Here is an 11,718-nt window from a genome sequence, read left to right as displayed (position 1 = left end):
ACAATTTTATCCTTAACTTAATGACATTGTTTTTGAAAAAACCCCGTCCCCAATTGGTAATTGACATCTTCGACGTCTCATACTATGATATTGGCATGGAGGATTTTTTGGCAATGATTAAGGCATGTATTTTTGATCTTGATGGTACGATTGGTAATACGTTGGATTCTATGGTCTATTCGGTTAACCTGACATTAAAAGAGATGAGTCTTTCGGAGATTTCTAAAGAACAGTGTCGGGAGTTCGTAGGGAATGGTGCGAGGGTGTTGATGGAGAAGGCACTGGATGCATCGGGGAATCCTAGTGCGACCAGAATTGAGGAAGGTATGCAGATCTATGGACGCATATTTGATGAGAATTGTACATATCATGTAACACCTTGCGAAGGCGTCCCGGAAATGCTGTATAAGTTAAAGAAACAGGGAGTGAAATTGGCGGTGCTGTCCAATAAACCTCATTGTCAGGCGGTGAAAGCGGTTCATGCAATTTATGGTGAGAAGTTGTTTGACTGGGTACAGGGACAGAAGGATGAAATTCCAAGAAAACCGGATCCGGCGGGAGTGTTTTATGTGGCGAAAAAGCTCGGTGTAGATTACAAGGAGTGTCTGTATGTAGGAGATTCTGAAGTAGATGTGGTGACTGGAAAGAATGCAGGAGTAAAAACTATCGCAGTGACGTGGGGATTTCGTACGAAAGAAGAGTTAATGATTGCCGGAGCCCAGTATATGATAGACAAGGCAGAGAAATTGCAGGAATATCTATAAAAAGGAGGTTAAGAGGTAATGAATGAGTTTGATGAGGAATGTCTGAACGTATTTCTTGAAAATCAATCACAACTTTTTGAGGAGGCAGTTGCAGAGACGCTGGAAGATGCAGAAGCATTTCTGGAGGACTGCATGGCAGTTGTTGTGGAAAACATTGATGAGGTAAAAGAATTCCTGGAAGAAGAAGGAATGGATATTCAGGGAATGTCTGATGAGGAACTGGAAGAAGCAGCAGAAGTGTTCCCGATTCCGGACGGAAGATATCTGATTGTGGAAGGTTAAAATCCGGTGCAGTAAAATGTCCGGAAAAGAGGTTGAAGCAACACAGATAATAAGAAAACTATATAGAAGAGAAAAAGCCGTAACTATCTGGTGGTTACGGCTTTTTTTAGGGCATCATCAATGGCGTTGATGATGATTTGAGAGGTATATGGATTGTCGGAGGAATAAGAAATGTTTTCTAGCGATTGTGTCTGGCAGATCTGGTCTGCGATTTCTTCCATAGTCGGCTGGATCAACGGATACATGGTGGTGACGGTGTCGTCCAGGTTGGAAAATCGGATAGAGTTGATATGATTTTCGTCGACTGTGACTTCTACTTCCAGCTCTTTATCGCCCAAAGTAAGCTGTGAAGTGTAGATGCCCGGTTGATAGGAAGTGCTCTTTGATGAGGAAGTTTCTTTGTTTTTCGGGTGAAACATAAATGTAAGCAGTGCCACCAGCAAAATGCCGAGACAGATGAACAGGACTGTATAAATAATTTCCTTCATGTGAAGTACAACGATTTTTGTTTTTGAACTCATAATAACCTCCTGTATTTGTTTTCTTAGGTTTTTGTTCTTTATAATGTATGAAAAAGGTTGGAAAATTATACAGCTTTTTTCGTGACAAAAGAATAGATATCCTGTAGAATGGGTAGAGATAAAGAGGTGGAAAATATGATAATTATAGCAGGACTTGGAAATCCGACAAAAGAATACGAAGGTACAAGACATAATGTAGGATTTCAGGTGATAGATAAAATCGCAGAAAAATATAATATTGCAGTGGACGCAAAAAAAGGGCGTGCCTATGTTGGAAAAGGAATCATCGAAGGTCAGAAGGTTCTTCTTGTTAAACCGCAGACTTATATGAATTTAAGTGGTGAGAGCATTCGCGAGTTGGTGGATTATTTTAAGGTGGATCCGAAAGAAGAGCTGCTTGTGATATATGATGATATCAGTCTGAACCCGGGGCAGATCCGGATTCGTAAAAAAGGAAGTGCCGGTGGACATAACGGAATTAAAAATATTATTGCCCAGCTTGGGACAGATACATTTCAAAGAATTAAAGTCGGAGTGGGAGAAAAGCCGAAAGGATATGATCTGGCTGCCTATGTTCTTGGACATTTTCATGGAGAGGATCTGGAACTTATGGAAGAGGGATATGAAAAGGCAATTTCTGCCACAGAAGAGATATTAAAAGGTGAGATTGATGCGGCCATGAATGAGTATAACCGTAAAGTGAAGCCGAAGGAGGAGTAAAAGTGCAGGCGTTACTTAAGCCGCTTTTGGAACTGGCAGAATATGAAGATATCGTAAAAAAGAAAAAAGAAGCTCCGGGAATTCTGATGCTGACAGGCTGTGTGAATTCCCAGAAGACTCATATGATGTACGCACTTAGCGATGGCTGTTGTTATAAAGTCATCGCCTGTTCCAGTGAGGCAAAAGCGAAACAGATTTATGAAGAGTATCGTTTTTTAGATGCAGCCATTAGTTTTTATCCAGCAAAAGACTTGCTGTTTTACCAGGCAGATATTCGTAGTAAAGAGCTGGTCAGTCAGCGAATGCAGGTGATACAGGCAGTTTTAAAAGGCGAACCGATAACTGTGGTTGCTAGTTTTGATGCATTTATGGATGCGCTTCTTCCAAAAGAAATGATAGAGAGCAGGGTGATCAAGATATGCTCCGACGAGACTCTGAATCTGGATGAATTGTCTGTGAAACTGGCACAGTGTGGGTATGACAGAGAGATAGAGGTGGCAGGACCGGGGCAGTTTGCGGTCCGTGGCGGCATCTTGGATGTATATCCTCTGACGGAGGAGCTCCCGGTTAGAATTGAACTTTGGGGAGATGAGGTGGATTCTATTCGAACCTTTGATCCGGAGACGCAGCGTTCTATCGAGAAGCTTGACGAGGTAGAAGTGTTTCCGGCTACAGAGTTTCCAGAGGAAGAAGAAAAAAGAGTTTCTTTTCTGGATTATTTTGAAAAAGAAAATACAATTCTTTTCTTAGATGAGCCTGTGCGTTTGAAGGAAAAAGGTGAAGGAGTGGAAGAAGAATTTCTGGAAGCCCAGAAACGACGTGTCCAGAGCGGATGCGAAGTGGCCGACAGCGAAGCTGTGCTTTTTACAACGCAGGAGATTATGAGGAAAATGAATGAATATTCCAGCGTGGGATTTCAGGCTTTGGATATGCGCTGCCCGGGGTTGAATATCCGGGCAAGTTATAATCTTCAGACGAAAAATGTGGATCCATACAATAGAAGTTTTGAACTTCTAACGCAGGATCTGAAAAAAATGAAACGAAATCAGAGCCGTGTCATTCTGCTTTCCGGTTCCAGAACAAGAGCAAGGCGACTGGCAGAAGATCTTCGAGATTACAATCTGAGCAGTTTTTATAGTGAAGATATGGAGCGTGAAGTAGAACCGGGAGAAATTATGACTGCTTATGGTTATATTGCAGAAGGCTATGAGTATCCACTTTTGAATTTTGTTGTAATTTCAGAAACGGATATTTTCGGAAAGAATAAAAGGAAGAAAAAACGCCGTACCACTTATGAAGGGCGTAAGATCCAAAGCTTCTCAGAATTAAAACCTGGAGATTATGTGGTACATGAGAATCATGGACTGGGAATTTATCAAGGAATTGAAAAAATCGAAGTGGATAAGATTTCCAAAGACTATATGAAGATTTCCTATGCTAAGGGTGGAAATCTTTATATTCCGGCAACACAGTTGGATCTGATCCAGAAATATGCCGGTTCTGATTCAAAAAAACCAAAACTTAACCGTCTTGGAACTCAGGAGTGGACAAAGACGAAGGCAAAGGTTCGGGGGGCAGTTAAAGAAATTGCAAAAGATCTGGTAGAACTTTATGCAGCAAGACAGAATCAGGATGGGTTTGTTTACGGGGAGGATACAGTCTGGCAGAAAGAATTTGAGGAAATGTTCCCGTATGAGGAGACAGAAGATCAGCTTCTGGCGATCAATGCTGTGAAGAAGGACATGGAAAGCCACAAGATCATGGATCGTCTGATTTGTGGTGATGTAGGTTATGGAAAGACGGAAATTGCAATCCGTGCGGCATTTAAGGCAGTACAGGAAAATAAGCAGGTGGTCTATCTGGTACCGACCACTATTTTGGCACAGCAACATTACAATACATTTTGCCAGAGAATGAAGGATTTCCCGGTCCGGGTAGATCTGATGTGCCGATTCAGGACTCCGGCTCAGCAAAGAGATACGATTCAGAACTTGAAACGCGGGCTGGTGGACATTGTGGTTGGAACCCACCGTGTGCTCAGTGATGATATTGAGTATAAGGATCTGGGATTGCTGATCATCGACGAGGAGCAGCGTTTTGGAGTCCAGCACAAGGAGAAAATCAAAAAGTTAAAGAAAAATGTAGACGTTCTGACGTTGACGGCAACGCCGATTCCAAGAACTCTTCATATGAGCCTTATTGGAATCCGTGATATGAGCGTGCTGGAGGAGGCACCGCAGGACCGGCTGCCGATCCAGACGTATGTGATGGAATATAATGATGAGATGGTCAGGGAGGCAATCGAACGAGAATGTGCGAGAAACGGACAGGTCTACTATGTGTACAATCGAGTGGAAGACATTGCAGAGGTAACAGCGCATATTCAGAAACTTGTCCCGGAGTTAAATGTATCCTTTGCCCACGGACAGATGAAGGAGCATGAGCTTGAAAAGATCATGTATGATTTTATTAATGGAGATATTGATGTGCTTGTGTCGACAACGATTATTGAAACGGGTCTTGATATATCCAATGTAAATACCATGATCATTCACGACGCAGACCGGCTTGGCCTTTCCCAGCTCTATCAGCTTCGTGGCCGCGTCGGGCGTTCCGGGCGTATGGCTTATGCATTTTTGTTGTACCGGAAGGACAAATTATTGAAAGAGATTGCAGAGAAGCGTCTGGCGGCAATCCGGGAATTTACAGATCTTGGATCGGGATTCAAAATTGCCATGCGTGATCTTGAAATCCGTGGAGCTGGAAATCTTCTTGGTGCCGAACAGCACGGGCATATGGAAGCGGTCGGATACGATATGTACTGCAAAATGTTAAATGAGGCAGTCAAACATTTAAAAGGGGAATTATCAGAAGAGGATACATTTACGACAGCATTGGATGTCAATGTCGATGCGTATATTCCGGATTCTTATATACCAAATGAATATCATAAGCTGGATATTTATAAGAGAATTGCTGCCATCGAGTCTGAGGAAGAGATGGACGATATGATAGAGGAGTTGATTGACCGTTTTGGAGATATTCCTAAAAAAGTGGAGCTCCTTCTGGAAGTAGCAAGGCTTAAGAATCTGGCGCACCAGGCGTATGTGACAGAGGTGACTCAAAAAGGTGTGACCTATACATTCCGTATGTATGAAAAAGCAAAAATCCATGTAGAGCGGATCCCGGATCTTTTAAAACAATTTCCGGAAGATCTGTCATTTAAGGCGGATATATCGGATCCCAAATTCATTTACCAGAGAAAGAAGAAAACAAAGCGTGGTGAAGTGGAGAATCCAATTGAGGTTGTGAAAAAAGTGTTAATTGGTATAAAAGGATTGCTTGACTAGAAAAAAGAAGATATAATAAAAAAAGTGGACATTTCTTTGCCCATCAGAATGAAGGAGGATACGAAAACGATATGAAAAAGAGATTATTTGCGCTGGCTCTTGCGGGAGTATTGGCGGCTGCAACACTGACCGGATGCGGATCATTAAAAGGAGACGAGACGGTTGCGACAGTCGATGATACAAAGATTGATGCGGATCTGGCCAATTTCTTCGCAAGATATACACAGGCAACATATGAGACATATTATTCTGCTTATCTGGGAGAAGATATGTGGAACTCAGATGCTTCTGACGGAGAGACATACGAAGAATCTGTAAAGAGTTCTGTACTGAAATCACTGGAAGATATGATTCTTCTTGAAAAGCATATGGAAGATTATGATGTGTCAATTACAGATGAAGATAAAGCAATGATCAAGGAGACAACGCAGCAGTTTCTGAATGATAATTCTTTAGATGACAAGAATCTTGTATCTGGTAATGAGAAGACTGTAAATCGTGCATTGACACTGATGGCAGTTCAGCAGAAGATGCGAACTGCGATCCAGGCCGGGGCAGATACAGAAGTCTCAGATGAAGAAGCAGCACAGAAGAGCATGGATTATGTGTTCATTTCTTATCAGACAAAAGATGATTCCGGCAACAGCAAAGACGTTTCCGATGATGAAAAAGCGCAGTTAAAGTCTCAGGCAGAGGCGATTGCTTCCGGTCTGAAGGAAGGTGGAGATTTGAACGCGCTTGCAGAAGAGCAAGGGGCAACGGTTCAGACACTGACGTTTGATAAAGATACAACTTCTCCTGATGAAGATTTGATTAAAGCCGCAGATGCACTGGGCGAGGGAGAATCTACAGATGTGATTGAGACAGAAAAAGGCTGTTACGTAGCAAAAGTTACAAGCCTGTTAGATCGTACAGCAACGGATTCTAAGAAATCACAGATTGTACAGGAACGTCAAACAAAGCTTTATGATGATACAGTGAAAAAGTGGAGAAAAAAAGCAGACATTAAAGTGCATAAGGGTGTATGGAAAAAAGTAAGTTTCCAGAAAGTGTCTGTAAAGATGAAGACTGAGACTCAGACACCGTATACAGATCAGGTGCAGACAGACGATCAGGCTCAGACAGATAATTAAAATGCAGTAAGTCTGAAAGACATGAAAAAATTTCCATAGAGAAGAAAAGACCTGCCGGTTGGCAGGTCTTTTCTATCATATAGGAGATGGAATTTCCTATATGGTAAAATTATTTGAAATATGTGGATACAAGATCATTGACAAGCTTACCATCAGCTTTACCTTTTACCTTTGGCATCAGATGTTTCATGATATTTCCTTTGTCTTTTCCGGTTGGGTTCTCGATACCAAGTTCAGATAACACACCTTCGATGATTGCCTTTATCTCGTCTTCGCCCATCATTTTTGGAGCGTAGGCTTCCAGAACAGTCAGGCGGCGGTTGCATTCTTCAATAATATCAGTACGGTCAGCAGGTGTCATCTCCAAAGTCTCTTTTGTCTGCTTGATTTCTTTCATGATAACCTGAATCTCTTCTTCTTCTGTCAGATCTGCACGTTTGTCGATCTGTTTATTCTTAAGAGCTGCCAGAAGCATGGATAAAGTTTCCTTTTTCTCCTTTTCGCCGGCTTTCATAGCTGCGACCATAGCACTTCTAATTTCATCAATTTTACTCATGATACATATCCTCCTCGAAATTACTACTTTTATTATACAAGACTAGATTGAAAATATCCAGCCCTGGATTTTGAAAGAAAGATTCGTACAGAAATAATGCTTCATTCGGATATTAGAATTAACAGAAAACTAACAAAAATTTTGGAAAAACAATAAGTGAGTTTGTAGAAAAAATAACTGAAATATAGTATAATATTTTTCATATCAAGAATAAATAATCTGTCATTTTACAGGTAGATGATAGAATTAGAAAGGGGAACTATAATGGGCAAAGAAATGATAGCAATGTTACTTGCCGGAGGGCAGGGCTCCAGACTGTATGCGCTGACCCAGAAGCTTGCAAAACCGGCAGTTCCATTTGGCGGAAAGTACCGAATCATAGACTTTCCACTTTCAAACTGCGTAAATTCAGGTATTGATACAGTAGGTATTCTGACTCAGTATCAGCCTCTGGAGCTGAATGAGTATATCGGAAATGGGCAACCGTGGGATCTGGACCGAATCTATGGAGGAGTTCATGTATTACCACCATATCAGAAGGCATCTGGCTCAGATTGGTATAAAGGTACAGCAAATGCAATTTACCAGAATATTTCATTTATCGAGCGCTATGATCCGGAATATGTCATTATTTTGTCGGGAGATCAGATCTGCAAGCAGGATTATAGTGATTTTCTTAGATTCCACAAAGAAAAGAACGCAGAATTCAGTGTTGCGGTTATGGAAGTCCCGTGGGAGGAGGCACCAAGATTCGGACTTATGGTCACGGACGATGATGACCGTATCACGGAATTCCAGGAAAAACCGAAGAATCCAAAATCCAATCTTGCCTCTATGGGTATCTACATATTCAACTGGGATATTTTAAAACAATACCTGATTGAAGATGAGGCTGACCCGGAATCTGAAAATGATTTTGGAAATAATATTATACCGAATCTGCTGCGTGATGAGAGAAAAATGTACGCGTATCACTTTAACGGATACTGGAAAGATGTGGGAACGATTCCATCTTTGTGGGAAGCGAATATGGAAGTACTGGATCCGGAACACAGTGGAATTAACCTGTTTGATGAAGACTGGAAGATCTATAGCAGGAACAGTGGTATGCCGGGACATAAGATCTGCGCCGGAGCCAATGTAGAGAACTCGATGATCACAGATGGATGTAAGATCGCAGGCAGCGTGAAACATTCCATCCTATTTGCCGGAGTGAAAGTAGAAGCCGGAGCAGTTGTAGAAGATGCAGTCGTTATGGGCAGAACAACGATTAAAGCCGGAGCCAGTGTAAAGCATTGTATTGTTGCGGAGAATGTAGTGATCGGTGAAAATGCTGTGGTAGGAGCTATGCCGACAGAAGAAGAGCAAGGAGTTGCAACCATCGGACCGGATGTCTGCGTCGGAACAGGTGCCAAGATTGGATCGAATGCCATGATCAGTGAAGATGTAAAGGACGGTGAAGAAAAATGATAAATGCAAATGCGGACGCAATGGGAATTATTTTCCCGAATAATTATGATAAGTTTGTTCCGGAACTGGTCAGCGAAAGACTAATGGCTTCCATTCCATTTGCAAGCCGTTATCGAATGATCGATTTTTTGTTATCCAGTATGGTTGGCTGCGGAATTGATAAAATAGAAGTGCTTGTTCGTGAGAATTATCATTCGCTTGTAGACCATTTAGGTGGTGGCCGAGAGTGGGATCTCAGCCGTAAGAACGGAGGACTTAGTATCTTTCCTCCATTTGCCCAGAAGTCTATCGGCAGTATGGGAGGAGGAAGAGTGGAAGCGCTCGCCAATATTCTTCCGGTACTCAAAAAGCAAAAAGAAAAATATGTGATTATGGCAGATACGAATATTGCTGCAAATTTTGATTTCAATGCGCTGATCGCACAGCATGTAAAAACGGATGCAGATATTACGTTCGCTTATACAAAAGAGGAACTGCCACAGGAACTGACTGGTGCAAAAGATGCAAGTAAAGGGCTTTATTATACGTTGAAGCTGGATGGAGATAAAGTAGAAGACATCTACATCAATAAGCAGGAGCAGGGTGTGCAGAATTTCTCTATGAATATATATATTGCGAACAGAGAGTGGCTGATCGATACCATTAATGCAGCGTTTATGCGTGGAGCTATTTCACTGGAGAGGGATATCCTGATCCCGCATCTGGATACATATAAAGTCATGGCTTATGAGCATAAAGGATATGTGGCGAGAATCACCGGACTTAAGAGCTATTTTGATGAGAACATGAAACTTCTGGATGATAAGAATCTTGAGAAGCTTTTCACAGGTAATCCCATCTATACAAAGATTCGTGACGATAATCCGACCAGATACATCGGCAATGCAAAAGCAAGTAATGTTATGGTAGCAGACGGTTGTGTGATCGAAGGTGAAGTGGAGAACAGTATTTTATTCCGTGGTGTGAAGATCGCAAAAGGTGCGAAAGTGAAGAATTGTGTTTTAATGCAGGATACGATCGTTGGAGAAGGTACAAAGCTGGAATATATCATTTCAGATAAGAATGTAAAAATCACCGATGGAAAAGAATTAAAGGGTGATGAAGCGTTTCCTGTATTTGTTGCGAAAGGACAGGTTGTCTAGTGAACGGGTGCATGTTATGCCCGAGACAGTGCCAGATTAAGCGAGAAGAAGGAAAGCGTGGCTTTTGTGGGGAGTCGGATTTGGTCCGGCTTTCCAGAGCTGCGCTTCATATGTGGGAAGAACCGTGTATCTCCGGGACAAATGGATCCGGAGCTGTTTTTTTCTCTGGCTGTACGCTTCGATGTGTATATTGCCAGAATTATCACATTTCCAACAGTGAGGTTGGAAAAACAGTAAGTGTTGAACGGTTATCGGAGATATTTCTGGAGCTTCAGGAACAGGGGGCGAACAATATTAACCTTGTGACACCAACGCACTTTGTACCACAGATTATCGCGGCACTGGATCAGGCAAGAAAAAAAGGGCTTAACCTTCCAATTGTTTATAATACAAGCGGCTATGAAAAGGTGGAGACTTTACGCAGGCTAAATGGATATGTTGATGTATACCTTCCGGATTTTAAATATCTGGATCCGGAGCATGCAAAGAAATATTCCGGGGCAGAAGATTATCCGGAAGTAGCAAAACGGGCACTGGCAGAAATGGTCCGGCAGACTAGGAATCCTGTATTTAATGATGCGGGGATTATGACAAAAGGTGTAATTGTGAGACATTTGTTATTGCCTGGGTGTCTGAGAGATGCGAGAAGAATTGTGAAATATCTCTATGAAACATATGGTGACCAGATTTATATGAGTCTCATGAACCAGTACACTCCACTCGATACGTTGAATCGGGAAAAATATCCGGAGCTTGCCAAGAAAGTGACGAAAAAAGCATATGATGTTCTGGTGGATTATGCCATAGATCTTGGCGTGGAGCAGGCATTTATTCAGGAAGGCGAAACGGCAAAAGAAAGCTTTATTCCTGATTTTTCCTACGAAGGAGTGTAATGAAGAACAGATGCCAGAAGATATAAAGAACTATCGGCATTTCATTATTGACATTTGAAGAGAGTTCTTGAATAACAGGAACGTGAATGATAAAAAGGTAAAGAAAATTTAACGAAGGAGTAAAGATATGGCAGACAGAGTCCAGTTTCAGAAAAAATTAGGAGAGCTTCTTGCAGTTGCAGCAAGCCAGAATAATAAAATGACCAGTCAGGAAGTGCAAGCTTTCTTTCAGGATGACAATCTTACAGATGAGCAGATGAATCTGGTTCATGAATTCCTGATGTCTCAGAAAGTGGAAGTAATCGGATATACAGGAACTATAGAAAATACAGAAAAAACAGAACAAGAAGAAAAAGATACATTAAGCCAGCAGGAAAAAGACTATGTGGCAGAATATCTGATCGATATTGAAAAAATGGCGAAGCAGACGGAGGAAGAGGTAACACTTGCATATTATCTTCCCAAAGTTGTGGAAGAAGCAGTAAAGCTGCATATGCCGGGAATCTTCATCGGTGATGTGATCCAGGAAGGCAATGTCAGCTTGATGCTGTACTTAGGTGAGAATAAGAAAGCAACAGAAGCAGAAGTGCTGGAGCAGGTGCGCGCTGGAATCCGGGTGATGCTAGAATCCCACACCGAAGAAAAACGCCGCGATAAGAAGATGGTCGAGCGGGTGAATGATCTGGACGAGACAATCAAAAGCATGAAGGAAGAATACGGAAGAAAAGTATCGGTCGATGAAGTGGCGGAGCGTATGGGTATTACGGAAGACACCGTGGAAGATATCCTGAAGCTTGCAGGCGAAGAAGTGAAGGATGAGTAAAGGTGAGTCCTGCCTGTAAGTGGAGGTTGTTATACGCGATATCTGGGTGGAATGTTGTGGACAT

The 11,718-nt window shown here is 42.0% G+C and carries 11 protein-coding genes; 9 read left to right on the top strand and 2 right to left on the bottom strand.

Annotated features, from left to right (window positions below; genetic code table 11):
- Nucleotides 1–113: 113 nt before the first annotated feature.
- Together LI164_RS12605 and LI164_RS12600 are read left to right on the top strand one after the other, a co-directional pair.
- Nucleotides 114–764 (top strand): HAD family hydrolase, encoded by a 651-nt coding sequence (locus LI164_RS12605; protein ID WP_118426831.1) that lies wholly within the window; start codon nucleotides 114–116, stop codon nucleotides 762–764.
- A gap of 18 nt (nucleotides 765–782) precedes the next feature.
- The gene (locus LI164_RS12600) at nucleotides 783–1,046 is read left to right on the top strand and encodes a hypothetical protein (RefSeq protein WP_005331615.1); all 264 of its coding nucleotides are present in this window, start codon (nucleotides 783–785) and stop codon (nucleotides 1,044–1,046) included.
- A gap of 83 nt (nucleotides 1,047–1,129) precedes the next feature.
- Here the strand turns inward: LI164_RS12600 and LI164_RS12595 are convergent, their stop codons facing one another.
- A complete protein-coding gene (locus LI164_RS12595) occupies nucleotides 1,130–1,567 on the bottom strand; it encodes a hypothetical protein (protein ID WP_005331613.1) in 438 nt (145 codons plus the stop codon).
- 135 nt (nucleotides 1,568–1,702) lie between these two features.
- Between LI164_RS12595 and pth the strand changes: the two genes are divergently transcribed.
- The 3 genes from pth (at nucleotide 1,703) to LI164_RS12580 (ending at nucleotide 6,770) form a co-directional block, all read left to right on the top strand.
- Nucleotides 1,703–2,287, top strand: a complete 585-nt coding sequence (gene pth / locus LI164_RS12590) for an aminoacyl-tRNA hydrolase (RefSeq protein WP_005337769.1) — start codon at nucleotides 1,703–1,705, stop codon at nucleotides 2,285–2,287.
- Between the two features lie 2 nt (nucleotides 2,288–2,289).
- Entirely contained in the window at nucleotides 2,290–5,637 is a 3,348-nt protein-coding gene (mfd, locus tag LI164_RS12585) for a transcription-repair coupling factor (protein ID WP_227087241.1), read from the top strand.
- A gap of 71 nt (nucleotides 5,638–5,708) precedes the next feature.
- Nucleotides 5,709–6,770, top strand: coding sequence for a peptidylprolyl isomerase (locus LI164_RS12580; RefSeq protein ID WP_005331609.1), 1,062 nt, complete (start codon nucleotides 5,709–5,711; stop codon nucleotides 6,768–6,770).
- A gap of 109 nt (nucleotides 6,771–6,879) precedes the next feature.
- On the opposite strand, the gene LI164_RS12575 is transcribed toward LI164_RS12580, so the two are convergent.
- Entirely contained in the window at nucleotides 6,880–7,326 is a 447-nt protein-coding gene (locus LI164_RS12575; RefSeq protein ID WP_005331608.1) for a GatB/YqeY domain-containing protein, read from the bottom strand.
- Between the two features lie 264 nt (nucleotides 7,327–7,590).
- Here LI164_RS12575 and LI164_RS12570 point away from each other — a divergent pair, with 264 nt between their 5' ends.
- From LI164_RS12570 to LI164_RS12555, 4 genes are all read left to right on the top strand, one after another.
- Complete coding sequence (locus tag LI164_RS12570) at nucleotides 7,591–8,796, top strand: glucose-1-phosphate adenylyltransferase (RefSeq protein ID WP_022279789.1); 1,206 nt, start codon at nucleotides 7,591–7,593, stop codon at nucleotides 8,794–8,796.
- Nucleotides 8,793–9,938 carry a glucose-1-phosphate adenylyltransferase subunit GlgD gene (gene glgD, locus LI164_RS12565; protein WP_005331606.1) on the top strand — a complete coding sequence of 382 codons (1,146 nt, stop codon included), beginning with the start codon at nucleotides 8,793–8,795 and terminating at the stop codon, nucleotides 9,936–9,938. Before LI164_RS12570 ends, glgD begins: the two co-directional genes overlap by 4 nt.
- A gap of 11 nt (nucleotides 9,939–9,949) precedes the next feature.
- Complete coding sequence (locus LI164_RS12560) at nucleotides 9,950–10,831, top strand: radical SAM protein (RefSeq protein ID WP_117607016.1); 882 nt, start codon at nucleotides 9,950–9,952, stop codon at nucleotides 10,829–10,831.
- Nucleotides 10,832–10,958: 127 nt separating this feature from the next.
- Nucleotides 10,959–11,654, top strand: a complete 696-nt coding sequence (locus tag LI164_RS12555) for a sigma-70 domain-containing protein (RefSeq protein WP_117607017.1) — start codon at nucleotides 10,959–10,961, stop codon at nucleotides 11,652–11,654.
- Nucleotides 11,655–11,718: the final 64 nt, after the last annotated feature.

Origin of the sequence: Dorea sp. 210702-DFI.3.125 (assembly GCF_020560945.1) — a bacterium.
GTDB lineage: Bacteria > Bacillota > Clostridia > Lachnospirales > Lachnospiraceae > Dorea > Dorea formicigenerans.
Note: the sequence above shows the minus strand (reverse complement) of the source record. Positions and strands in the feature narration are given on the sequence as shown.

Excerpts from the sequence above, each read along its gene's own strand:
- LI164_RS12605 (WP_118426831.1), top strand. The coding sequence starts at position 114 with ATGATTAAGGCATGTATTTTTGATCTTGATGGTACGATTGGTAATACG.
- LI164_RS12600 (WP_005331615.1), top strand. The coding sequence starts at position 783 with ATGAATGAGTTTGATGAGGAATGTCTGAACGTATTTCTTGAAAATCAA.
- LI164_RS12595 (WP_005331613.1), bottom strand. The coding sequence starts at position 1,567 with ATGAGTTCAAAAACAAAAATCGTTGTACTTCACATGAAGGAAATTATT.
- pth (WP_005337769.1), top strand. The coding sequence starts at position 1,703 with ATGATAATTATAGCAGGACTTGGAAATCCGACAAAAGAATACGAAGGT.
- LI164_RS12580 (WP_005331609.1), top strand. The coding sequence starts at position 5,709 with ATGAAAAAGAGATTATTTGCGCTGGCTCTTGCGGGAGTATTGGCGGCT.
- LI164_RS12575 (WP_005331608.1), bottom strand. The coding sequence starts at position 7,326 with ATGAGTAAAATTGATGAAATTAGAAGTGCTATGGTCGCAGCTATGAAA.
- LI164_RS12570 (WP_022279789.1), top strand. The coding sequence starts at position 7,591 with ATGGGCAAAGAAATGATAGCAATGTTACTTGCCGGAGGGCAGGGCTCC.
- glgD (WP_005331606.1), top strand. The coding sequence starts at position 8,793 with ATGATAAATGCAAATGCGGACGCAATGGGAATTATTTTCCCGAATAAT.
- LI164_RS12560 (WP_117607016.1), top strand. The coding sequence starts at position 9,950 with ATGTTATGCCCGAGACAGTGCCAGATTAAGCGAGAAGAAGGAAAGCGT.
- LI164_RS12555 (WP_117607017.1), top strand. The coding sequence starts at position 10,959 with ATGGCAGACAGAGTCCAGTTTCAGAAAAAATTAGGAGAGCTTCTTGCA.